The sequence below is a fragment of the Vibrio sp. CUB2 genome (assembly GCF_001557945.1).
GTDB lineage: Bacteria > Pseudomonadota > Gammaproteobacteria > Enterobacterales > Vibrionaceae > Vibrio > Vibrio owensii.
In genome coordinates this window covers 127,506-148,830 of the sequence record NZ_LNRB01000001.1, presented here as the reverse complement: position 1 = coordinate 148,830, position 21,325 = coordinate 127,506, and the positions used below count along the sequence as shown (strand labels likewise).

Sequence of the window (21,325 nt, the reverse complement as noted above, 5' to 3'; positions counted from 1 at the left end):
TGGGCTTTATTTGTAGAAGTATAGTTGTCGTAGCTTGAGTGTCTCTAAGGCACCGAATAAAGAGAAATCAATATGTTAAGAAGAAACCCTACTGGTCACATGCCGGAAGTATCGGAAACGGCGTTCATTGATCCAACGGCGATCATCTGTGGCAAAGTAATCATAGAAGATAACGTTTTTATTGGTCCTTACGCGGTGATTCGTGCCGATGAAGTGAACGAGCAAGGCGACATGGAAGCCATCGTGATCAAGCGCGATACCAACATTCAAGATGGCGTCGTTATCCACTCAAAAGCAGGTGCAGCCGTGACCATTGGAGAGCGTTCTTCGATTGCGCACCGTTCTATTATTCATGGTCCATGTGAAGTCAGTGATGACGTGTTTATCGGTTTTAACTCCGTGGTGTTTAATGCTGTGATTGGTACAGGTTGTGTGATTCGTCATAACTGTGTGGTGGATGGACTAGGCTTGCCAGAGAACTTCCACGTCCCGCCGATGACCAATATCGGCGCCGACTTTGATTTGAACAGCATCTCGAAAGTGCCGCCAGAATACTCGGCGTTTTCGGAGTCTGTGGTTTCGGCAAACCACGAACTGGTTCAAGGCTACAGGAGAATTGCCAATGAGCTCTGATAATCAGCCCATACTTGGGGTTCCAACTAACATTATTACCGGTTTTTTGGGCGTCGGTAAAACCTCTGCGATTTTGAACCTGATGGCGAATAAGCCAGAGAACGAACGCTGGGCTGTTTTGGTGAATGAGTTTGGCGAAATCGGTGTGGATGGCAGCTTAGTTCAAGGGCAACAAAGCGAAGAGCAGCAAGTCTTTATTCGTGAAGTACCCGGCGGGTGTATGTGCTGTGCGGCGGGATTGCCAATGCAAATCGCACTTAATCAACTGCTGAATGAAGCGAAGCCCGACCGCTTGTTGATTGAGCCGACTGGCCTTGGGCATCCAAAAGAGGTGTTACAGGTTTTATCGACGGATCATTATCGACAAGTGTTGTCACTGCAAAAGAACATCACTTTAGTTGATGCTCGTAAGTTGGCAGACCTTCGTTACACCGAGCACGATACATTCAATCAGCAAATCGCCATTGCCGATACGGTTGTGGGCAACAAGCTCGATCTCTATCAAGGGGGCGACACCCAGAAGCTAGAAGCTTATGTGGTGGAAGTTGGTCGTCCAAATACAAAAGTGATTTTCGCGGAGCACGGTGTGATTCCTTTTCATGAATTTGAAGGCGAAACCACCATTCATGAGCATCCGCCGCACCATCACCACCATCATGCGAGTGACAAGCCGTTGGCTTCAGACATGCCAATGCCTGAAAGTGGCATTATTAAAGCGACCAATGAAGGCGAAGGCTTCCAAAGTGTCGGTTGGCGCTTCTCGCCGGAGAAAGTGTTTGACCGTCGGAAGCTGATTCCTTTGCTGGTAGAGCTAGAAGTCGAGCGCATGAAAGCCGTGTTTATTACGAGCGATGGCATTTATGGCTACAACTTAACGCCAGATGGACTAACCGAAGTGGAGTTGGATGATTGTGCCGAAAGCCGCATCGAATTGATTGCAGACAGCATTGACGATCAATTTGAAGCCAAACTGCTTTCGTGTGAATCAGTATAAACTGCGAATTTGGGCATCTCATTTCGTGAGGTGCCTTTTCTTTCTTCTGATTATTAGGTATTCGCTAATAGTTCTTAAGCCTTTATTCCTCTAATCCCCAGTAATTCAAATCGTTATCATACAATTTGATCTGCATATCCTTGGGGGAGGAAAGTCCATGCGCGTAAAACAATTTCTCGCTTCACTATTGGTTTTAGTGAGTGCTTTCTCTTTGGCGAGTGAGCCAAACAAACAGGCGCAAAACGAAGCCACCATCAATGCATTTTTTGCTCAGTATCAGCTGCTTGGAGAGCAAGGGTTCGATGCATTTGCGAAAGTGCGTGAAACCTTGTTTTCTAACGACAGCAAAACGCTTGTCAACGACGTAACAGCGACAGAATATAAAGGGAAAGCAGGGCATCTTGAATCTATTAAAGACTGGTTTGAAATTTACCAAACTCAAGATGATTTTAGCTACCGTATTGCTCCTGCTTCGAAAGACGGACGAGTGAAAGTTGAGCTGTTCGGCACACTGATTCAAACTCAAGACGGTCAAAGCGATACCATCAACCCAGATGGACATCGCTGGACGGAATATTTCACTTTCAATGACGCGGGCGAGATTGCGCTGCTACAAATTGATATGAATGTTTTGAGTAAGACGTACGATGCAGAGGCTCGTTCGCAGTTGAGCCAAAACGACATCGCAAGTTTTGTTTACCAGTGGTTCGCAGGCTTTGACCATCAACGCGAATCAGGCTACTTCCTTGCTCGTATCGCAGAGCCCGTTGATATGGTGTACCCCGATTTCCCTATTCAGTCATACCAAGACTTTCTTCGTTGGTACAAAGGCGTGACGGACAACATCGTCTGGAACTCGCACGATATTCAAGGTTTGACCATCAAGGGCGATCAAAACTCTGGCTGGGCCGTGAGTTACGATGTGGTTTGGAAAGCCAAAGCGAAGAACGGCGATAACTACGACATGCGCGTGCATCAGGATCTAAAAATCATTTTGGATTCAGGCAGTTTGAAGATTGCCCAGTTGCGAGCAAAAGTACTCTAGCCAAGTGTTCGATATAGATGTTTAACGGCAGATGTTTAACGACAGATGTTTAACGCCTCTATTTGAAACAAAGGTTCGAGTGATTTGCTTCCTTCATGGCGGGCAATCCGCTAGTCTTTTGCAAAACAGACAGAGATGAGTGTAAACATGATCGACAAGCTACCCGGCATTCTTACTTTTCTGCGTGAGGCGGAGCAGCTCAAAAGCACCTTACGTACCGCTTGGACATCATCTGGTCGCCATGAGAGCACGGCTGAGCACACATGGCGATTGTGTTTGCTTGCCATGCTGGTGGGAGAACATTACCCGCATTTAGACATGCTAAAAGTGCTCAAGCTTTGCATTGTGCATGACTTAGCAGAAGCCGTGAGTGGCGACATTTCGGCATTGGAGCAACACGATGGGCTGGATAAAAGTGCGCTAGAACTGGCGGATTTGAAACAGCTTATCGCTCCACTAGACGCGTCTATGCAACAGGAGTTGTTGGACCTTTGGTTGGAATATGACAGTGCCACTACCGAAGAAGCTCGCCTCACCAAAGCGTTGGATAAGTTAGAGACCATTCTGCAGCACACGCAAGGTGATAACCCTGTTGATTTCAATTACGCGTTTAATCTGGAATACGGCAAAAAGCACACCGACTTTGATGATCTGACCAAAGCGCTTCGAGCAATCATCGATGAAGATACCCGCCGATTAGCTGAGCGTTAGTCCCGACTCTCAACTCAAGAACATCACTTTCTTCAAAAGCACTTAGGCTTCTCTAGCGAGCTTAAGTGCTTTATTACATTTGCGTTTTCTGCGCTCAGCAAGATCCTTTTTCTCTCTCTTCTTTGATCAAATTGCTTTCCTAGGTTGACATTGTTTGATAGTCAAACTAAATTAGAATCAAATAATTTGATAATCAAACTAAAATTGGAAGGTAAGTGTCGCAATGGCTGTATCGCAACATTCACATGATTTCGTTTCTCACAACCAAAAGGGTGAAAAACGCACGCTCTACGTATTGATTCTAACCGTGACCACTATGGTGGTGGAGATTGCTGCCGGAACCATGTTTGGCTCAATGGCATTGCTCGCAGATGGTTGGCACATGGGCACACACGCAGCGGCATTTTGTATTACTCTTTTTGCTTACCGCTACGCGAAACAAAATGCGCACAATGATCGCTTCTCATTTGGTACGGGCAAGGTGAGTGTACTTGGCGGTTTTACCAGTGCGATTGCGTTGGGGATTGTGGCACTGATGATGATGGTCGAGTCGATTCATCGTCTCTTTAATCCAGAAAGTATCCAATTTAACGAGGCGATCATGGTGGCGGTAATTGGTCTCGTGGTTAACCTTGCAAGCATGCTACTTCTGCAAGATCACCATCATCATGGGCATGACCATCACAATCACCACTCTCACGATCATGAGCACGAACATCATCACGACCACAACTTAACCGCTGCGTATTTCCACGTGCTGGCGGATACATTGACGTCTTTGTTGGCGATTGTGGCGCTGATTGTCGGTAAGTTTTACGGTTGGGTTTGGTTAGATGCCATGATGGGTATTGTTGGTGCTATTGTGATTGGTAAATGGACCTTGGGCTTAATGAAGCAAACAGCGCCTGTGTTGTTGGACGAGAGCATCAACAAGTCTTACCGAGATGAGATTACAGAGACACTCACGCCTTATGCCGAGATCGTTGATTTACACATCTGGAAAGTGAGTGGTCACCATTACTCTGCGGCAATCGCACTCAAAAATCATAGCGACAAAACGCTGGATGAATTTAAGCAATTATTGAGTAAATTTGATAAGATTCACCACCTGACTTTGGAAGTTCAAACGACTGACTGATGCGCGAATTAGAAAAGCTGAATCAAACGCTTACCGAGTTCTATGACAAAATGTCTTCTTGGGAGCAATCTGTAGTAAAAGAAACGGGTTATTCACTGGCTCAAACTCACACCATCGAAGTGTTGGGTGGGCACGGTGCAATGCGTATGAAAGAGTTGGCCGAGAAACTCGGTATCACCACGGGTACGCTGACGGTTCAAATTGAGAAGCTGGTGAAAGCAGAGCTTATTGAGCGTTGCCCGCACCCAGAAGATCGTCGCGCAATTGTTGTGAAGCTCACACCAGCGGGTGAAGAGATTCACCGTCATCACAATCAACTGCATTTAGATTTGGTTCAAGACTTAACGCGCAATATCGACCCTGAGCATCAAGCGATTTTGTTCGCCTGTTTAGAGAAGATGAATCGAGAATTTTGATTGGTTTTTTAAACCCTAAATAGCAAAAAAGTAGAGCACCGAAATGCTCTACTTTTTTATTATAAGCTCGATAGAATTTGCTCTATTGGCAATTGTGTAAACGCGTAAGTGACGCCAACACAGAATGCAGCGCCGGTAATGCCCATGGCGACTGTCGTTGCGAGTAGCAGAAGGGTAATCTTAGGCATTAGAGATTAAACTCCTTCTTAAAGGTTGGGTAAATGACACCATTAGCCTCTTGGTACGCTTTAAAGCCATACCCAAACGTTAGTGCTGCCATCACAATGGCAAATGCCGCAATGTTTCTTCCTTTCATCCTTAAACTCTCAACTGTTTGTATTGAACAAAGGTAATAAACACTCTGCCAATAGTTTATCTATTGCTTATTAAATTCGGTTATTCAATTACTGGGTAAAACACACGAACAGTACCCATGCTGTTGTTAGCACGAGTAGTGGTGTGAACACCTTCTGAATTGAAGCACCATCGGTTAGGTCATAAATCACGATCGATTCTTTATAGAACGCGCGTTTGAATGAACCAAAGCTGATTTCATTTTTAACGTCAGATTGCTCGTAGTGCTTGCGAGCTGAGTCTGTCATTTGAGACTCTAGATCTTGCATCTCGTATTCTTTGTTAAAAAACGCATCCCACGCCGAAATACGTGCAATAGCTTTTGGCGAACGATTGCCTTTCAGTTTTTCTAGACGCTTAGCGTATGCAGCTTGATATTTATCCACGATGAATTCCTACATGAATAGACTGTAATGCAGAACACAGCTTTAAATGCTCTGCGCAGTGGTTGTAAAAATTAGAAAATGGGAATCAAAAGGAAATTTTTACATCAGTAGGAAAGTTGCAGACGAGGAAGTACGGCATTTGATTGTTAAAGAGCGTAAGGAATGTCATCCCTTGTGCTGCGGATAATATGGGCTGCTTTTGGATGCGACAAACAAAAATAATTAGTGAAAACAACAAGCAATCTTTGTTGCGAGATTGTCCATTCTGGGCATGGTAGGCTGCCTGAATTGGAGAAATGCTAAGTGTAGCAAGGGCTTAAGCGGTGTTTCTCGATGAGAGATTTTTAAGCACTTATGATAAATAAACTTCACAACTGCTAATTATAAATACATCAGAAAGCGATATTCTTTTTCTCGTTGGAGTGCTTAATAAAGATTGAGAGTTTGATTTTCTCATGCAATCCGCCGCAGTCTTTACTCCTTCTTTTCACTCAATCCGAATATATTTCCCCCCTCCATGGTGATATTTGGATTGAGTGTCTTTTTTTCTCAATGAGGGGTGGAATAAGGAATAAGTAGCATAAAAATATGGAACAGCAGCAATTTAGTGCAATAAAGCAAAAACTGAATTCTTTGACGTTATCGCAATTGAATGAGGTTTATCAGTTGGTTCAGAATGCAACCAAACAAGAAGTGCCAGTGCGTTTGAGTGAAGAAGAACGCCAATTCATCCATCGACTGTTCGCCGAAGAGAGAACCGCGTCCTCCTATTCTTAGGGTATCCATTTACCTAAGTATCTAACCCTTTCGAAGGCTGCTCTTTTACCAAACAGCCCTGTTAAAAGTCGTTACTGCCTTTTGGCTTTGACGATAAGGTTAGCCAATTGTGCAAACCCAAAGCCGCCATTTTCCTCGGTCAAAAAGCTAGGTTGGTGATTCAGTTTCGCCAATAAAGGGCGAATGTTGTTTACGCCGAAGGTCGTTGGCAGCCACTCAAACATGCCTTCATCATTCAATGAATCTCCCACATAAGTGATGCGCTCCAAACTCGGTAGTTCGCCATTATTGAACTGCCTAATGTACGCTTCACCGCTAGTACGCTTACTGTGATTACCTACCCAAGCATTGATGTGAATCGAACTCAATGTTGCGTTGACGGGGTGAGACTCCGCATTCAAATTCACGATGCGATTAAGAATTTCCATTGTCGTGGAAGGGGAAACTGGCGCTCTATCTTGCGCTATGTTCACCGCAACGTCACAGTAACGAAAACTCTGATCTTGGCTGAACTCGACATCAGGGTACTCTGCCAAAATGCCCGCAATGCTTTCTTGTAATGCGCGTTGTTCTTTGCGCATCGCTTCGGCTGGGCGAGCGAAGGTGGTGTTGAATCCTGTCGCGTCTTTTCTCATCCAAAACGCGCCATTTTCACCAATCACACCATGCAGTGACCACATCTTTGCCATTTGGTCACACCAACCAGCACATGCGCCTGTTACTGCGACCACTTTTACGCCCACACGCTCTAACTCTGCTAGCGCAATTAATGTCTCTGGCGGCAGTTTGCCTTGCCAAGTCAACGTGTCGTCCACGTCGGTCAGCAGCCATTCGATCTGTTTCAGACTCTCCACATTGAGCTCTGATAACGGGTTAGGCATTCACCACTCCTTGCTTGTTTACTTTAGGATTGATTGCTTGGGTATTGTCATTGACGTCTTGTAGTGACACCGCTGGAGCCAGTGTACACTCGATGCGCTTTTCTGTGTTGGCATCAAATAGATGAACATGCTTTGGTTTGATATCCAGACCAAGCTTGTCGCCAATTTGAATCGGCGTATGTCCCTCAACGCGGACAACCAGCTTTTGTGAATCACCGCCTTCTGTGCGGCAGTAAAGCAGCAAGTCAGCACCGAGCGATTCAATCAATTCGACCTCTACCTGCAACCATGGGTTATCTTGGCTGATTTGTAAATGCTCCGGACGAAGCCCCAGTTTAACTTCACCCAAATCCAAGTTTGATGTGGATGCAGGGAGCAGTGCGTTACCAACAGTAATGCCGTCAGCGTTAACATTGCCATCTAATATGTTCATGGATGGTGAACCAATAAAGGTCGCGACGAACAGAGAAGCAGGGTTGTCGTATATCTCTAGCGGTGTGCCGACTTGTTCGACGTTGCCTTTGTTCAGCACGACAAGTTTGTCCGCCAGCGTCATTGCTTCCACTTGGTCATGGGTCACGTAAACTGACGTAGTGCCGAGGCGACGTTGCAGCTTCTTTATTTCCAAACGCATTTGTACACGCAGTTTGGCGTCTAGGTTAGACAGAGGCTCATCAAACAAAAACACCTTTGGTTCACGCACAATTGCACGTCCCATCGCGACACGCTGACGTTGTCCGCCAGAAAGCTGTCCCGGTTTACGATCAAGAAGGTGATCCAACTCCAGCATCTTTGCTGCTTCGTGAACCAATCGCTCGATTTCCGCTTTCGGTGTTTTGCGGTTGCGCAGCCCATAAGCCATGTTGTTGTACACCGTCATGTGCGGGTACAGGGCGTAGTTCTGGAATACCATGGCAATGTCGCGTTCCCCCGGTTCGAGATCGTTGACGATTGTGGTGTCGATCTTGAGCTCGCCAGAGCTGATTTCTTCTAGACCCGCAATCATGCGAAGTAGGGTGGATTTACCACAGCCACTTGGGCCAACCAATACGACCATTTCACCGTCGCAGATATCAAGATTGAGTTTTTGGATCGCCTGATAGCCGTTCGGATAACATTTAGCGATATTAGAAAGAGTTAACGTGGACATTTATTTCTCCGAATCTACCAGACCTTTAACAAAGGCTTTTTGCATTGCAATTACCACAATCACGGGTGGCAACATGGCGATAATGGTGGTGGCCATAATTTTGTTCCATTCCACAACACCATCAACTACTCCAAGCATCTGTTTAATGCCCATTACGATGGTGTAGTACTGCACGTCAGTGGTGATCAGCAGTGGCCATAGATATTGGTTCCAGCCGTAAATGAAGGTGATGACGAACAGTGCTGCGATGTTGGTGCGCGACAGGGGCAACAAGATATCGAAGAAGAACTTGATTGGTCCTGCGCCATCAATTCGTGCAGCTTCCACCAACTCATTCGGTACCGTTAAGAAAAACTGACGGAACAGGAAAGTGGCGGTTGCACTGGCAATCAGCGGAATGGTTAAGCCGTAAAATGAGTTGAGCATGTTGAGGTTCGTAATCACCTCAAACGTCGGCATGATGCGAACTTCAACGGGTAACATCAGCGTGAAGAAAATCATCCAGAACGCCAGCATTCTGCCCGGAAAACGGAAGAACACCACTGCATACGCTGACATGATGGAAATGCTCAACTTACCGATGGTAATGCACATCGCCATGATGAAAGAGTTCAGCAGCATGCTGCCAATCGGCAAAGTATTGTTGTTGTACTGAGTGTCGTTACTCAACAAGTCAGTAAATACACTAAAACCCAAATCTCCAAACCAAAGTGGAGTGCCAGTAGCGAATGCACTGTTCTCATGGGTCGTTGCTACGATTGCAATCCAAACCGGAAGCGCAATCGAAATGATGCCAAGAATCAAAATGACATGGCAAAACAGATTAAAAAACGGTCTTCTTTCTACCATCAGTACGCCACCTTCTTCTCAACATACTTAAATTGAATCACAGTCAGGGAAGCAACCAAGATCATCAGGATCACGGACTGTGCGGCCGATGAACCTAAATCCAGCCCGATAAAGCCATCGTTGTAGACTTTGTAAACCAAGGTCGAGGTGCTGTTGCTCGGACCGCCTTGTGTCATCGCGTGGATGATGGCGAACGTATCAAAGAACGCATAAACAAAGTTCACGACCAACAAGAAAAAGCTGGTTGGTGAAATCAGTGGGAAGCTAATGGTGATAAAGCGTTTGATAGGACCGCTACCATCAATGGCCGCGGCTTCGTGCAAAGACTTCGGCACGGATTGAAGTGCTGCTAAGAAGAACAGGAAGTTGTAGCTGATTTGCTTCCACGTCGAGGTGATGATCACCATCCACATTGCATGAGTGCCATTGAGCGTTGGGTTCCAGTCTACGCCAAACAAGTTCAACAGTTCGGTCATCACACCGATAGTTGGGTCGAATAAAAATAGCCATAACGAACCTGCGACAACCGGAGCGACCGCATAAGGCCAAATCAAGAAGGTGCGATACATGGTCGCGCCACGGATGATTTGTTCGGCAAAAGCGGAAAGAACAAGTGCGCTGACCAACGCGAGCACCGCAACGCTGATGCTAAATTGCAGCGTGGTCATTAACGAATCTAGGTAAAGGGGATCATGGATGAGCTTTTCAAAGTTCTCCAAACCCACAAACTCACGGCTCATGCCGAAAGCATCTTCAAGTTGAGAAGATTGGAAAATGGCTTGTCCTGCCGGCCAGATGAAGAACACCAAGGTGATCACCAACTGAGGTGCGATCAGCGCAACCGGAAGCCATTTGTGTTTAAAAACAACAGGTGAGGACATACAAATACCAAAGTAAAACAGGCAAGGTGTGTGAACGAATTCCCCACCCAAGATGGGCGGGGAGAGTGCGTATCTGAGCGGTTATTTGAATAAGACTCAGCGCACCATTGTTCGTTATAAATGTTCGTTACTTCTGTGTGCGTTCAAAGCGACGAAGCTGCTCGTCACCGCGACGAACCGCATTGTTTAGCGCAGCTTGCGCCGTTGCTTTGCCTGCCCAGACGGCTTCCAACTCTTCATTGATGATGTCGCGTGTTTGCAGGAAGTTACCAAAGCGAATCCCTTTCGAGTTTTCTGTGGGCTCGGTTGACGTCATTTGCAGGACGGCTGTGTCTGTACCTGAGTTCTTAGCGTAGAAGCCTTGCTCTTTGGTTAGCTCGTAAGCCGCTTTAGTGATTGGTAGGTAACCCGTGAACTGGTGCCAATCTGCTTGAACTTCTGCACTAGAAAGGTAAGAGAAGAACTTCGCCACGCCTTTGTATTCCTCGTTTGAATGGCCACGAAGAACCCAAAGTGATGCACCGCCGATGATGGTGTTTTGTGGCTTCGCGACGATCTCTGAATCATAAGGCAGTTGCGCTACGCCGATATCAACGTCTTTCATGTTCTCTTTAATGCCAGCCAGACCTGCTGACGAACCCATCGTCATAGCACACTCTTGGGTGTAGAACAGTGGCATACCATCAGATTGGCGACCGCCGTACTTAAAGATGCCTTCTTTCGACCATTTGCCCATTTGATCAATGTGACGAACAAACGCCGAATCATTGAACTTAAACTCAGTGTCTAAGCCAGCAAAGCCGTTGTTGTTATTGGCAACAGGAACATTGTTACGCGCACCGAAGTTTTCGATTTGCGTCCATGATTGCCACGTTGTGCTGAAACCACACTTCGCACCAGATGCCAGCAGCTTACGGGAAACTTCTTCCATCTCTTTCCATGTCTTTGGTGGGTTTGCTACGCCAGCTTTTGCGAACATGTCTTTGTTGTAGTAAAGCACCGGCGTAGAGCTATTAAATGGCAGGGAAAGCATGTTGCCTTCATTGGTGGTGTAGTAACCCGTTACGGCTGCAAGGTAATCATCAGGGTTGAACGACTCTTTGGTGTCTTCCATCAATTGGTAAACAGGATAAATCGCTTTGTCTGCGCCCATCATGGTCGCCGTACCCACTTCGAATACTTGTACAATCGCTGGCTGCTCTTTTGCTCGGAACGCCGCGATAGCACTGGTCATTGTTTCTGCGTAGCTGCCTTTGTAAACCGGTTTGATCTCGTATTCTGATTGGCTTGCGTTAAAGTCTGCCGCAATTTCATTAACCTTGTTACCTAGCGCGCCGCCCATCGCGTGCCACCACTCAACCTCTGTTTTTGCTTGTGCTTGCGTGCTGATGAACGCCGCTGCAACTGCAAGTCCGGCGAGGTGTTTAATAGCCATAATGATTCCTTTTCATTGGATGATTTGAACAGGTGTTTCCTTGCGAATGTTCATTTTGATTATGAATCCGCTCCAAAAAATTCAAATGAACATTAAATGAGCCAAATGACGTTCTAGTTACAAAAAAATGAACTTATTTGAACATTACTTTCGTCACTGTTTTGTAATCAAAGCGTCATTGAGGGTTGAGATAGTTCATTTGAAAACAAATGAAAAAGACGGAATAAAAAATGAAAATAACAGCACACCGTGGCTTATCCAGTTTGGCTCCAGAAAACACCTTATCGGCAATACAACGCGCCATTGAATTTGGTTGTGAATGGATTGAAATCGACGTTCAGCTTAGTGCGGACAACATTCCTGTCGTCATCCATGACAAAACGGTCAACCGCTGCACGAATGGTCGAGGCAAAGTCAAAGATCTGACTTGGCACGAGCTAAGGTTACTCGACGCTGGCTTATGGTTCGGTGACGACTTTGCAGGCGAGCCTATCCCGAGCTTAGAAGAGACGCTTGAGTTGACTTCAAGAGCGGATGTGAAGCTCAATATTGAGTTGAAGGTTTACTCTGGTGACCAAATCGATCTGTTGTGCGAAAAGGTCGCGCAGGTGATCGAGCACTTGGGTGTAGAAGCGGACGCGATTCTGTTTTCTAGCTTTAACACAGAAGCCCTAATGGCGATGAAAAACTACCTGCCAGAAGTGAGAAGAGGGCAGCTATGGCAAGAGATTCCGGATGATTCCGCTGTCGTGCTACAACACATTGATGCATACAGCGTGCATTGTGATTACCGCTTCCTGACTGAGTTGCAAGCTCAGAAGATCAAGCAGTATGGTTATCAACTCTTCTGCTATACACCAAACTTTCCTCAATTAGTTGAAGCACATTGGCATTGGGGCGTGGATATGATGATTACAGATACGCCTCAACGTTATAAAGTAAAAGTGCCTTCAGCCATACGAGAACCCGCATTGAATGAATAATTTAAACGTCCGTCAACAAAGCATCATTGAACTGGTTCATCAGCAAGAATATTGCTCCATAGAAGAACTTGCCCAACGTTTCGAAGTCACGACGCAAACCATTCGTCGCGATATCAATGAACTTTGTCGACTCGGACTTACCCGACGCCATCATGGTGGTGTCGGGCTGCCTGCCACTCTGAGCAATCGCAGCTATGCCTCTCGCCAAGTCACCAATCAGCAGGAAAAGCAGATCATCGCCGATGAAGTGGTCAAAGCTATCCCAAACGGCACGACTTTGTTTCTAGGCATTGGTACTACGATTGCTTTGGTTGCTGAACGTCTAGCCAATCACAGTGAGTTACGTGTGGTGACCAATAACTTCGAAGCGGCGCATATTCTTTCTCACTTTGAGCACATCGAAACTTGGATTCCGGGTGGTCGTATTCGTACGAACGATCGCGACGTGGTGGATGGTTCGGCAGAACAGTTTTACGGCCAGTTTTCCGCAGACATCGGAATTATTGGCTGTGCAGGTATCACCGAAATCGCGCAGCCTCATTCAGAGATGGTCAATTTTGGTCGCACAGAAGTTGATACTCAGTTGTTCGCGATGGAACATGAGTTGAGAGAAGCCAAGGTGAGCCAAGCAATTTTAGCCAACTCCGAACAAAAGTGGCTGGTGGCGAATAAGAGTAAATGGCAGCGAAGAGCCAACACTAAGGTGGCGCCACTCAATTATTTCGACCGCGTTTTCAGTAACTAAGCTTTTACTTACCGTGCTTGTCTAACTCGTAGGAAAACCCGTTATCGATTCGACCTGCATGATGCTTTTTCATCGCGATTCGCTATGCTTAGATGATTGAAAATAAAGAGGTCCTGCCATGTTTGAATCGGATAAAACCAAAGTAAGAAACTTGCTTGTTGCGACACGTTTTGGCGTCTCTGCCTCTGAAATGCCAACCATTATTGGGGTGAAGCAAGGTAAAGCGCTCAAGCTGATTAATGAGCTGAAGCAAGAAGGGGAAGACATTCACTCGTTAGGGGAAGGGAACAACCCAGAAGAGTTGGTGCTGTATTCGATTGGTGAAATTGAGCCCTAATTGAGCCAACAAGAACAACAAAAAAGCCGCCCATCGTTGGCGGCTTTTTAGATCCTTCATTCAAACTAGTCGTGAATCGGCACAACCAGAATATCTACCGGAGACTTGTTGATCAGATGTCTTGAGTAAGAAATGATCTTGCTCCAGAAGTCTTGGTGGTGGCCACAAATAAGCAGATCAACTTCTTGCTCTTTGATGGTCACTTCCAATTTATCCGCCAAGTCACCCGTGCCAACGAAGAAGTGCTTCAATGGCTGCTCCATGTAATCGCTAAAGGACTTCAAGCACTCCATTGAATGTTCATTCAACGGTCTTTGGTCTGGGTTTGCTTTGATATCGACAAGCTCACGATAAATTTCGCCATGAGTACCATCGATATGAATAAAAGAAATCTCGGCACCGAGATAACTCGCCATAGATACCGCTCGGTCAATCAACACAGTACTCTCATCAGACAGTTCCAGTGCGACTAGGATATGTTTGTATTTCATAACCACGCCCTCTTGTGGAATACACTACCAATAGCATAGTACGCCTTTAACAAAAAATGTGTTGATAAGATCCCGAAATTGCTCAAAGTTTTGGCAAATTATCACCAGCCTAAGAGCGAGAGGATATAGGGGGAGGACGAAAAAAGAGCCGGTACTAGTACCAGCTCAATTCAATCTCTAATGGCATGTCACAGCGTATTCTTTCTCCACACATCTCATCGGATGCGTTGAGGTGAACCAGTTTTGCAGAGGAGTATCCTTCTCCTCGAAAGTGGTCTCTTGCCTCGCAGAGGCTGGCAAATTTGAGCGGGCTTTTGTGCTCGTTCAATATTAGTGACTTTGTATGGTTTTCCACATTGTAAGCGAGGTAGATACCACCCTCGACCGATTCAATCAAAAGATTCATAGCCGTTTCCCATTGGTGTTTTCACTCTTTGGCTATTACGGCGAGCGATGGATTTTAGTTCACTTCTGATGCTCGATTGCTGCCAACAAAAACTCAGTCACCTCTTGCACGTGTTCCGTTATCTCAGCTTGCGTTGGCTTTTCCATTCCCATTAAAACGCCAGAGCGAATCGACAGTAGCATGCCTGTCCAGAGGCGAATCTGTGTTTCTGGTTCCTTAATATCGAAACGATCTTGGAAGAACTGAGTGAGCTTAGCATCGGTATCGTCTGGACCGACTTCGCGGAAGATCGTCGTGATCTCGGGCGCTTTAGCACTTTCTGCAATCAACAAGCGGAAGGTCGCCAAGTGCTCATCAGAAAGGTGGAAAGAAACGAAGTGTTCACCAAATGAGTTCAACGCATCTCGCAGATCATCCTTTTGTAGATGAGTAATGAAGCCACCATCCATGTTTTCACCTATCTGGCGCAATGTTGCTTCAAATAGCGCTGCTTTAGATGGGAAGTAGCGATACACGGTTTGCTTTGTCATGCCTGCTTGGGCGGAGATTTTATCCATATTTGCTAACACATACCCCTCGGACAAAAAGTTCTCTTTCGCGGCTTCCAAAATAGCTCGGCGTTTCTTCTCTCGGTTTTGCTCGATCTTGCTCATGCTCAGATTCTCTTGATTTGATAATCATACTATACGGTATGATTTTTGTTGACACAACTCCGAAATTATAAAATCATACTTGCGAGTATGATTTATTTTTTGGGGAGAAAGACGATGACGACGGCATTAATGAATAACCTAAACGCCAAAGGCGCACGCTTTGCCGGGGTGATGATCACCTTGGTTGGTGCACTGCTGATGAGCCTCGATCCTATTTTTATTCGCTTTTCGGGCGTGAGTGGTGTGGATACCGCATTTCTATTTGGCTTGTTTACCGCCATTTCGATGCCAATATTTATCCAGCTTCGCGATGAGCGCGGTCTGGTTCGAGCGGTGAAAGAGAGCGGCTGGCATGTCTTGTTGTCTGGCTTATTGATGCTCGGCAGTGCTGCTGGTTTGGTGATGAGCATTAAGCTCACCACGGTTGCGAATACCTTTGTGATTCTGAGCGCAGCACCAGCTTTGGCTGCATTGTTTAGCTGGTGGTTTTTGGGTGAAGTGACCCAGCGTTCGACGTGGATTGCGATTGTTGCTGTGATGGTAGGTATTGCGATTGTGGTCTCTGGTTCTTTTAAATCGGGTAATTGGGTTGGCGATGGTTTAGCAGTGTTTGCCGTGGTGTGTTTGTCGCTCAACCAGGTGCAATTGCGTAAGCATCAGCACGTAAGCCGCATGGCAAGTGTTGGTTTTGGTGGACTGTTCTTAGCGATGGCAATGCTGTTTTGGGCTGCTCCTTCAACTTACAGCGCGAACACTTGGCTGATTATGGGCTTGATGGGGCTATTTACTGCGCCGTTTGGGCGTGTGCTTTCACAAGTTGCGACCCGTTACATCACGGCACCTGAAGTTGGCATGATTCTGATGATTGAAACCGTGCTAGCACCATTTTGGGCATTACTCTTCTTTGATGAAATTCCTGCAATGGCAAGCATTCTTGGTGGTTCAATAATCTTGGCCACTATTTCCATTTACGCTTTTTCAGCGATGAAGTCAGAACAAAAATAGAGGTTGATATGAACACGATTCAAACCCCACAACTTGAATTTATTGGGCAAATTCGTACGCCATATACTGAGGTTTCTCAGTGCCCAAATAACATTCAGCCACAAGATGGGCCTGTGTGTGAAATTCAACTTAAATCTCGGTATCACCAAGGGCTTGTAGGACTTGAAGTTGGACAGAAAATACTGGTTCTGTATTGGCTTTCTGGTGCGAACCGCCAACCTGAAATGATGCAAGGAAAGAAGGGCACATTTGCGTTACGTTCTCCGCACAGACCAAACCCTATTGGCGCGGCGGTAATACCGATTGAGTCTATCGACGAGGGAGTTATTAAAGTGCGTGGTTTGGACTGCTTAGATAGCACGCCTTTGGTTGATATCAAACCTGCAATTTACTTTGAAGCATAGTTCTAGGTTTGTGCCCATGTAGGCGAGGGCACCCAAACGAGCTCTAGGTCTGAAAGCGGCTTGTGACAGAAGTCGCTTGCTTTTTATACAAGAAAACCTTTAGACTTTGCGCATCACTTCTTTAGGATATTACGCCAACATGAACAACTAAACCTGTCATCCAACTCTCATTTTATTTTTTGGATTTACAGGGTTAGTAGGCGTAGCTCACTTTCCGATATTTCTTTGCAATTACCATTTTTCTGTTTGAAGCGCTTCTATGGGCGCGTGTATTTGCATCGATTTCATCTCTAGATTTATCTCAAGCTACGGCTGTTGTCCCTGTCATACAGGAGGCAAATTATGCAAGTTTTAAAGGCTTACAATATCAGTCACCAATTTGGTAATGGCGAAACGCTGTTTCAGCAAATCTCATGTTTAATGACCAAACGTCGTGTTGGGTTAGTTGGGCGCAACGGTGTCGGAAAATCGGTGTTTGCATCGATACTCAGCGGTGAGCAAACCTCAACTAGCGGTACAGTAACCTTACCAAGGTCCTTTGCGGTGTATCGTCAGCAACCATCTCACTTGTTGGCGGGAGAGCTGTCGATTGCTCAGTTTTTAGCAAAGGACAAAGTGCTAAGCGCGCTCAAGCAGATCGAAATGGGAGATTGCTCTGAGCATCTGTTTGAGGTGGTGGGGGAGCAATGGGATTTGCCCATCCAACTTGCTAAGCAGTTAGAAACCATGGGTTTGCCGCCACAGCCAGACTTCCCTTGCTCGCAATTAAGTGGCGGACAGTTAGCGCGTTTGCAGCTGTGGCAGTTATTTGAAAGCGAAGTGGAATTGCTGATCCTTGATGAACCGTCGAACCATCTTGATACACATGCCAAGCAGTGGTTGATTGATTCGATGCGCAATTTCTCAGGCGCGATTCTGCTCATCAGTCATGACAGAGAGTTACTGCGCGAAATGGAGGAAATCTGGGAGCTATCCGGTTTAGGTTTGCAAGTGTTTGGCGGTAATTACGACATGTATGCTGAGCAAAAGCGCACTGAACTGCAAGCGGTGGAACGCCAATTAGCTGCTGTCGATAAACAAAAAAAGCAATTGGAAGAGCAAGCTCAGCGCAATCGGGAGAGAGCAGAACAAAGGGCGGCTCAAGGGAACAAGCTGAGAAAGGATGGTAGCCAGCCGAAGATCTTATTGGATGGTATGAAAGACAAAGCCACAGCCCGAGCCGCCACTCGTAATAAAAATGAGCAACTTCGCCAAGCGCACCTGCAAGAGAAAGAGCAAAGCTTGCGAGTGCGCAAAGAGCAAATCAAAGGGCAAAAACTGTATTTGGCAGACAGTCAGAGTCGCTCGCGAAAAGTCGTGTCGCTTTTAGAAGGCGTGTTGCCATTTGGGTCGGCTCAACCCATCACTGCGCAAGTTCATGCGGATGATAAATTGCATTTGCTGGGCAAAAACGGGTGCGGTAAATCGACTTTACTGAAAACACTCTTGGGGGAGTTCTCACTGCAAAGTGGTGAGCTTCAAATCAATACGCCGCTTTATTATCTCGACCAACACTTTGGTGCGATACAGCCTGAACTCTCCATGTTGGAAAACCTGATGCAACATTGTGAGGGGATGAAAGAGAGCGATGCCAGAACATTACTCGCAGGCATTGGTTTTCGCCGAGACAGTGTATTTCGTTTGGGCAGCGTATTGAGTGGCGGCGAGAAAATGAAGCTCGCGATGCTGATTGTCAGTCATCAACCAACGCAGCCTTTGTTGCTCTTGGATGAGCCAGATAATCACCTCGATTTGGATTCGAAAATCATGCTTGCTCAGGCACTAAGCGCGTATCGAGGCGGCTTTATTCTTATCAGTCACGACCAAGATTTTGCCGCGGAGTCGGGTGTGTCTCGAAGCATTGAACTGAGCTAACAAGCTCTTGTCTATAACTCCACATTGCGGGGGATCACCGAAGCCAAGCAGCTAGTTTGGCTTTGGTGACTTTAAAACCTTTACCAAGCAATTAGAATCCTTACTTCGATATGGGTAAGATGCTTGATGCATTACACAAAACAAAAACAGAAAAGGAAGTCTATGAAAAAGAAAACCTTAGCACTGGTGACCGCGTTCGCGATGACGGGCGTATTACCGGGAGCTTATGCCGAAGACTCAACAAAGGAGTTGGTTGAACACGTACACAAAATGGCGGTGAAGTACCCAACGACAAAGAAAGTCGATGTGGTGGATGAGTATTTTGGTACCAAAGTCAGCGACCCATACCGCTGGTTAGAAGACGACCGCAGTAAAGAAACCGCAGATTGGGTGAAAGCGCAGAACCAAGTGACGTTCGATTACTTGGCTCAAATTCCTTATCGTCACCAGATTGAAGAACGCTTAACTCAGTTGATGGATTACGAGAAGTTAGGGCGACCATTCAAGGAAGGTAAATACACCTATTTCTACAAGAACGACGGTTTGCAAAATCAAGATGTGCTTTATCGCCAACTTGATGATGGCAAGCCAGAAGTTTTCCTCGACCCAAATACCTTTAGCGAAGATGGCACGACCTCATTGGCGAATGTGAGCTTCACCAAAGATGGTTCTTTAGTCGCTTACAGCATTTCAGAAGGCGGTAGCGATTGGCGCAAAGTAATTGTGCTTGATGCAGAAACCAAAAAGCCTGTCGGTGAGACGTTAGTGGATATTAAGTTCAGCGGCGTAAACTGGCTGGGGAACAAAGGTTTCTACTACTCAAGTTACGACAAGCCAGAAGGCAGCGAGCTTTCGGCCAAAACCGACCAACACAAGCTTTACTACCATGAGCTAGGCACTAAGCAGAGTGAAGACAAGCTTATCTTCGGTGGTACGGAGGCTGAGAAGCACCGATACGTTCGTGGTTACACTTCCGACGACCAACGTTACCTGTTTATTTCGGCAAGTACTTCAACGTCTGGCAATAAGCTGTTCTTCAAAGATTTGACCAAGCCAGACAGTCCGCTGCAAACTATTTTGGATGACACCAATTCTGATACTTGGGTGATTGATAGCAAAGGCACCAAGCTGTATTTGGTCACTAACTTAGATGCGCCAAACAAACGAGTGGTGACGGTGGATGCGAGCAACCCTGAACCGAAGAATTGGAAAGATTTAATTCCTGAAACTGACAACGTGCTTAGCCCATCAACCGCGGGCGGTTACCTATTCGCCAGCTACATTGTTGATGCCCTTTCTATGGTCAAACAGTACGACATGGACGGCAAGTTCATTCGTGAAATCAAGCTACCAGACATCGGCAGTGCTTACGGCTTTTGGGGTAAGAAAGAAGACGCTGAAGTCTACTACTCTTTCACCAACTACAAGACGCCAAGCACGACCTATCGCCTAGACATCAAAGACGGTGACAGCGAGGTTTACCACAAATCGAACGCACCATTCGATCCGGCACAATTTGAATCTCGTCAGGTGTTCTACAAATCGAAAGATGGCACCAAGATTCCAATGATCATCACCTACAAAAAAGGCACGCCGATGGACGGCAGTGCGCCAACGATTTTGTATGGTTATGGTGGTTTCAATATCAGCCTGACGCCTTACTTCAGTCCGAGTCGAGCAGCATGGCTGGAAATGGGCGGTATCTACGCTGTTGCAAACATTCGTGGCGGTGGTGAGTACGGCAAAGAGTGGCACAATGCCGGCACCAAGTTAGAGAAGCAAAACTCGTTTGATGACTTTATTTCCGGAGCTGAGTTCCTTATCGATAAAGACTACACCTCGTCAGACAAGCTTGCGATCAACGGTGGCTCGAACGGCGGCTTGCTTGTTGGTGCAGTGATGACGCAGCGCCCAGAGCTGTTCAAAGTGGCACTGCCAGCAGTGGGTGTATTGGATATGCTTCGCTACCACACCTTTACGGCTGGAGCAGGCTGGGCTTATGACTACGGTACAGCAGAACAAAGTAAAGAGATGTTCGATTACCTCAAAGGTTACTCGCCAGTACATAACGTCAAAGCCGGCGTTAAATACCCTGCAACTATGGTAACAACGGGTGACCACGATGACCGTGTGGTGCCAGCGCACTCTTACAAATTTGCGGCTGAGCTACAGTCGAAACAAGCGGGTACAAACCCAACCTTGATTCGAATCGAAACCAACGCAGGTCACGGTGCAGGCACACCGACCAGCAAGGTTATCGAGAAAACCGCCGATGTTTACAGTTTTACTTTGTTCAATATGGGCATTGAAAAGCTGTAAGCGAGAGGGCGGATTAACCGTAGAGCTTAAGCTCATTCACATTGGAATTAAAACGCAGTCTTCGGGCTGCGTTTTTTGTTTAAGGTAGAACAGAAAAATATGCGATGCCAACGTAGTTCACATAAATGATATTGAAGAATTTCCAATAAGTGGAAGAATCGAACGTCAAGATGAAATAACATTTTATTAATGAAAATACTCTACAGTTGTAGAATATATGTTTAATCCCACATGACTTATTTATTGGTGAAATCGCTGAAAAAGTATATAGATAAACGTCTAAGTGATTTCATCTTTCGATTGACCGTTTATGTTCTCTTTGGTTTGATTTCACATGTTCAATCTATATTAACGGAGTATTCATTGTTTGTTGTGATGACTACTATTTAGATAATTGTTAATCTAAATTTCATTTCAA

General features: G+C 46.0%; 25 protein-coding genes. 14 read left to right on the top strand and 11 right to left on the bottom strand.

Translation table 11 applies throughout. The features are described 5' to 3' along the window. Positions 1 to 72 precede the first annotated feature (72 nt). From ATB78_RS00670 to ATB78_RS00645, 6 genes are all read left to right on the top strand, one after another. Entirely contained in the window at positions 73 to 633 is a 561-nt protein-coding gene (locus ATB78_RS00670) for a carbonate dehydratase (protein ID WP_061007517.1), read from the top strand. Further along, on the top strand, positions 623 to 1,627 hold the full coding sequence (locus ATB78_RS00665; protein WP_061007516.1) for a GTP-binding protein: 1,005 nt from the start codon (positions 623 to 625) through the stop codon (positions 1,625 to 1,627). Before ATB78_RS00670 ends, ATB78_RS00665 begins: the two co-directional genes overlap by 11 nt. 157 nt (positions 1,628 to 1,784) lie before the next feature. Then, positions 1,785 to 2,672 (top strand): hypothetical protein, encoded by an 888-nt coding sequence (locus ATB78_RS00660; protein ID WP_061007515.1) that lies wholly within the window; start codon positions 1,785 to 1,787, stop codon positions 2,670 to 2,672. A 147-nt stretch (positions 2,673 to 2,819) separates the two neighbouring features. Continuing rightward, positions 2,820 to 3,383: an HD domain-containing protein gene (locus ATB78_RS00655; RefSeq protein WP_061007514.1), complete on the top strand. Its 564-nt coding sequence runs from the start codon at positions 2,820 to 2,822 to the stop codon at positions 3,381 to 3,383. 223 nt (positions 3,384 to 3,606) lie between these two features. Next, a complete protein-coding gene (gene dmeF, locus ATB78_RS00650) occupies positions 3,607 to 4,521 on the top strand; it encodes a CDF family Co(II)/Ni(II) efflux transporter DmeF (RefSeq protein ID WP_061007513.1) in 915 nt (304 codons plus the stop codon). After that, a complete protein-coding gene (locus ATB78_RS00645) occupies positions 4,521 to 4,937 on the top strand; it encodes a MarR family transcriptional regulator (protein WP_005439069.1) in 417 nt (138 codons plus the stop codon). The genes dmeF and ATB78_RS00645 overlap by 1 nt, the downstream gene beginning before the upstream one ends. A gap of 59 nt (positions 4,938 to 4,996) precedes the next feature. On the opposite strand, the gene ATB78_RS30250 is transcribed toward ATB78_RS00645, so the two are convergent. From ATB78_RS30250 to ATB78_RS00640, 3 genes are all read right to left on the bottom strand, one after another. Beyond that, positions 4,997 to 5,125 carry a hypothetical protein gene (locus ATB78_RS30250; RefSeq protein WP_009706253.1) on the bottom strand — a complete coding sequence of 43 codons (129 nt, stop codon included), beginning with the start codon at positions 5,123 to 5,125 and terminating at the stop codon, positions 4,997 to 4,999. Continuing rightward, positions 5,125 to 5,253 carry a hypothetical protein gene (locus ATB78_RS30245; protein WP_009706252.1) on the bottom strand — a complete coding sequence of 43 codons (129 nt, stop codon included), beginning with the start codon at positions 5,251 to 5,253 and terminating at the stop codon, positions 5,125 to 5,127. Before ATB78_RS30245 ends, ATB78_RS30250 begins: the two co-directional genes overlap by 1 nt. Positions 5,254 to 5,341: 88 nt before the next feature. Then, complete coding sequence (locus ATB78_RS00640) at positions 5,342 to 5,677, bottom strand: hypothetical protein (RefSeq protein WP_005439068.1); 336 nt, start codon at positions 5,675 to 5,677, stop codon at positions 5,342 to 5,344. A gap of 588 nt (positions 5,678 to 6,265) precedes the next feature. On the opposite strand from ATB78_RS00640, the gene ATB78_RS00635 reads away from it, so the two are divergent. Next, complete coding sequence (locus ATB78_RS00635) at positions 6,266 to 6,454, top strand: hypothetical protein (RefSeq protein ID WP_045414561.1); 189 nt, start codon at positions 6,266 to 6,268, stop codon at positions 6,452 to 6,454. A 71-nt stretch (positions 6,455 to 6,525) separates the two neighbouring features. Here the strand turns inward: ATB78_RS00635 and ATB78_RS00630 are convergent, their stop codons facing one another. The 5 genes from ATB78_RS00630 to ugpB all read right to left on the bottom strand — a co-directional run bounded on the left by ATB78_RS00630 (position 6,526) and on the right by ugpB (position 11,650). Then, positions 6,526 to 7,335 (bottom strand): HAD-IIB family hydrolase, encoded by an 810-nt coding sequence (locus tag ATB78_RS00630; RefSeq protein ID WP_061007512.1) that lies wholly within the window; start codon positions 7,333 to 7,335, stop codon positions 6,526 to 6,528. Continuing rightward, positions 7,328 to 8,485 (bottom strand): sn-glycerol-3-phosphate import ATP-binding protein UgpC, encoded by a 1,158-nt coding sequence (locus ATB78_RS00625; RefSeq protein WP_061007511.1) that lies wholly within the window; start codon positions 8,483 to 8,485, stop codon positions 7,328 to 7,330. Before ATB78_RS00625 ends, ATB78_RS00630 begins: the two co-directional genes overlap by 8 nt. Beyond that, entirely contained in the window at positions 8,486 to 9,334 is an 849-nt protein-coding gene (ugpE, locus tag ATB78_RS00620) for a sn-glycerol-3-phosphate ABC transporter permease UgpE (RefSeq protein WP_005439065.1), read from the bottom strand. Further along, positions 9,334 to 10,215, bottom strand: a complete 882-nt coding sequence (ugpA, locus tag ATB78_RS00615) for a sn-glycerol-3-phosphate ABC transporter permease UgpA (protein ID WP_038865173.1) — start codon at positions 10,213 to 10,215, stop codon at positions 9,334 to 9,336. Before ugpA ends, ugpE begins: the two co-directional genes overlap by 1 nt. 127 nt (positions 10,216 to 10,342) lie before the next feature. After that, positions 10,343 to 11,650 carry a sn-glycerol-3-phosphate ABC transporter substrate-binding protein UgpB gene (gene ugpB, locus ATB78_RS00610; protein ID WP_061007510.1) on the bottom strand — a complete coding sequence of 436 codons (1,308 nt, stop codon included), beginning with the start codon at positions 11,648 to 11,650 and terminating at the stop codon, positions 10,343 to 10,345. A gap of 230 nt (positions 11,651 to 11,880) precedes the next feature. On the opposite strand from ugpB, the gene ATB78_RS00605 reads away from it, so the two are divergent. The 3 genes from ATB78_RS00605 to ATB78_RS00595 all read left to right on the top strand — a co-directional run bounded on the left by ATB78_RS00605 (position 11,881) and on the right by ATB78_RS00595 (position 13,715). Next, the gene (locus ATB78_RS00605) at positions 11,881 to 12,633 is read left to right on the top strand and encodes a glycerophosphoryl diester phosphodiesterase (protein WP_061007509.1); all 753 of its coding nucleotides are present in this window, start codon (positions 11,881 to 11,883) and stop codon (positions 12,631 to 12,633) included. After that, positions 12,626 to 13,378 carry a DeoR/GlpR family DNA-binding transcription regulator gene (locus tag ATB78_RS00600; protein WP_061007508.1) on the top strand — a complete coding sequence of 251 codons (753 nt, stop codon included), beginning with the start codon at positions 12,626 to 12,628 and terminating at the stop codon, positions 13,376 to 13,378. Before ATB78_RS00605 ends, ATB78_RS00600 begins: the two co-directional genes overlap by 8 nt. Before the next feature lie 118 nt (positions 13,379 to 13,496). Next, positions 13,497 to 13,715 carry a hypothetical protein gene (locus ATB78_RS00595; protein WP_061007507.1) on the top strand — a complete coding sequence of 73 codons (219 nt, stop codon included), beginning with the start codon at positions 13,497 to 13,499 and terminating at the stop codon, positions 13,713 to 13,715. Between the two features lie 65 nt (positions 13,716 to 13,780). Here ATB78_RS00595 and ATB78_RS00590 read toward each other — a convergent pair whose 3' ends face one another. The 3 genes from ATB78_RS00590 to ATB78_RS00580 all read right to left on the bottom strand — a co-directional run bounded on the left by ATB78_RS00590 (position 13,781) and on the right by ATB78_RS00580 (position 15,265). Next, positions 13,781 to 14,206, bottom strand: a complete 426-nt coding sequence (locus ATB78_RS00590) for a universal stress protein (RefSeq protein WP_009706243.1) — start codon at positions 14,204 to 14,206, stop codon at positions 13,781 to 13,783. Positions 14,207 to 14,360: 154 nt separating this feature from the next. Further along, a complete protein-coding gene (locus ATB78_RS00585) occupies positions 14,361 to 14,612 on the bottom strand; it encodes a DUF6482 family protein (protein WP_033005935.1) in 252 nt (83 codons plus the stop codon). Between the two features lie 59 nt (positions 14,613 to 14,671). Continuing rightward, positions 14,672 to 15,265, bottom strand: coding sequence for a TetR/AcrR family transcriptional regulator (locus tag ATB78_RS00580; RefSeq protein ID WP_061007506.1), 594 nt, complete (start codon positions 15,263 to 15,265; stop codon positions 14,672 to 14,674). 114 nt (positions 15,266 to 15,379) lie between these two features. Here ATB78_RS00580 and ATB78_RS00575 point away from each other — a divergent pair, with 114 nt between their 5' ends. The 4 genes from ATB78_RS00575 to ATB78_RS00560 all read left to right on the top strand — a co-directional run bounded on the left by ATB78_RS00575 (position 15,380) and on the right by ATB78_RS00560 (position 20,907). Then, on the top strand, positions 15,380 to 16,270 hold the full coding sequence (locus ATB78_RS00575) for a DMT family transporter (protein WP_061007505.1): 891 nt from the start codon (positions 15,380 to 15,382) through the stop codon (positions 16,268 to 16,270). An 8-nt stretch (positions 16,271 to 16,278) separates the two neighbouring features. After that, a complete protein-coding gene (locus ATB78_RS00570) occupies positions 16,279 to 16,674 on the top strand; it encodes an SAM-dependent methyltransferase (RefSeq protein ID WP_061007504.1) in 396 nt (131 codons plus the stop codon). A gap of 342 nt (positions 16,675 to 17,016) precedes the next feature. Continuing rightward, positions 17,017 to 18,588 (top strand): ATP-binding cassette domain-containing protein, encoded by a 1,572-nt coding sequence (locus ATB78_RS00565; protein WP_061007503.1) that lies wholly within the window; start codon positions 17,017 to 17,019, stop codon positions 18,586 to 18,588. A gap of 162 nt (positions 18,589 to 18,750) precedes the next feature. Beyond that, on the top strand, positions 18,751 to 20,907 hold the full coding sequence (locus ATB78_RS00560) for a prolyl oligopeptidase family serine peptidase (RefSeq protein WP_061007502.1): 2,157 nt from the start codon (positions 18,751 to 18,753) through the stop codon (positions 20,905 to 20,907). The last annotated feature ends 418 nt before the right edge of the window (positions 20,908 to 21,325 follow it).

Excerpts from the sequence above, each read along its gene's own strand:
- ATB78_RS00565 (WP_061007503.1), top strand. The coding sequence starts at position 17,017 with ATGCAAGTTTTAAAGGCTTACAATATCAGTCACCAATTTGGTAATGGC.
- dmeF (WP_061007513.1), top strand. The coding sequence starts at position 3,607 with ATGGCTGTATCGCAACATTCACATGATTTCGTTTCTCACAACCAAAAG.
- ATB78_RS00580 (WP_061007506.1), bottom strand. The coding sequence starts at position 15,265 with ATGAGCAAGATCGAGCAAAACCGAGAGAAGAAACGCCGAGCTATTTTG.
- ugpB (WP_061007510.1), bottom strand. The coding sequence starts at position 11,650 with ATGGCTATTAAACACCTCGCCGGACTTGCAGTTGCAGCGGCGTTCATC.
- ATB78_RS00595 (WP_061007507.1), top strand. The coding sequence starts at position 13,497 with ATGTTTGAATCGGATAAAACCAAAGTAAGAAACTTGCTTGTTGCGACA.
- ugpA (WP_038865173.1), bottom strand. The coding sequence starts at position 10,215 with ATGTCCTCACCTGTTGTTTTTAAACACAAATGGCTTCCGGTTGCGCTG.
- ATB78_RS00560 (WP_061007502.1), top strand. The coding sequence starts at position 18,751 with ATGAAAAAGAAAACCTTAGCACTGGTGACCGCGTTCGCGATGACGGGC.
- ATB78_RS30245 (WP_009706252.1), bottom strand. The coding sequence starts at position 5,253 with ATGAAAGGAAGAAACATTGCGGCATTTGCCATTGTGATGGCAGCACTA.
- ATB78_RS00655 (WP_061007514.1), top strand. The coding sequence starts at position 2,820 with ATGATCGACAAGCTACCCGGCATTCTTACTTTTCTGCGTGAGGCGGAG.
- ATB78_RS00645 (WP_005439069.1), top strand. The coding sequence starts at position 4,521 with ATGCGCGAATTAGAAAAGCTGAATCAAACGCTTACCGAGTTCTATGAC.
- ATB78_RS00665 (WP_061007516.1), top strand. The coding sequence starts at position 623 with ATGAGCTCTGATAATCAGCCCATACTTGGGGTTCCAACTAACATTATT.
- ATB78_RS00575 (WP_061007505.1), top strand. The coding sequence starts at position 15,380 with ATGACGACGGCATTAATGAATAACCTAAACGCCAAAGGCGCACGCTTT.
- ATB78_RS30250 (WP_009706253.1), bottom strand. The coding sequence starts at position 5,125 with ATGCCTAAGATTACCCTTCTGCTACTCGCAACGACAGTCGCCATGGGC.
- ATB78_RS00670 (WP_061007517.1), top strand. The coding sequence starts at position 73 with ATGTTAAGAAGAAACCCTACTGGTCACATGCCGGAAGTATCGGAAACG.
- ATB78_RS00660 (WP_061007515.1), top strand. The coding sequence starts at position 1,785 with ATGCGCGTAAAACAATTTCTCGCTTCACTATTGGTTTTAGTGAGTGCT.
- ATB78_RS00590 (WP_009706243.1), bottom strand. The coding sequence starts at position 14,206 with ATGAAATACAAACATATCCTAGTCGCACTGGAACTGTCTGATGAGAGT.
- ATB78_RS00630 (WP_061007512.1), bottom strand. The coding sequence starts at position 7,335 with ATGCCTAACCCGTTATCAGAGCTCAATGTGGAGAGTCTGAAACAGATC.
- ATB78_RS00625 (WP_061007511.1), bottom strand. The coding sequence starts at position 8,485 with ATGTCCACGTTAACTCTTTCTAATATCGCTAAATGTTATCCGAACGGC.
- ATB78_RS00570 (WP_061007504.1), top strand. The coding sequence starts at position 16,279 with ATGAACACGATTCAAACCCCACAACTTGAATTTATTGGGCAAATTCGT.
- ATB78_RS00605 (WP_061007509.1), top strand. The coding sequence starts at position 11,881 with ATGAAAATAACAGCACACCGTGGCTTATCCAGTTTGGCTCCAGAAAAC.
- ugpE (WP_005439065.1), bottom strand. The coding sequence starts at position 9,334 with ATGGTAGAAAGAAGACCGTTTTTTAATCTGTTTTGCCATGTCATTTTG.
- ATB78_RS00585 (WP_033005935.1), bottom strand. The coding sequence starts at position 14,612 with ATGAATCTTTTGATTGAATCGGTCGAGGGTGGTATCTACCTCGCTTAC.
- ATB78_RS00635 (WP_045414561.1), top strand. The coding sequence starts at position 6,266 with ATGGAACAGCAGCAATTTAGTGCAATAAAGCAAAAACTGAATTCTTTG.
- ATB78_RS00600 (WP_061007508.1), top strand. The coding sequence starts at position 12,626 with ATGAATAATTTAAACGTCCGTCAACAAAGCATCATTGAACTGGTTCAT.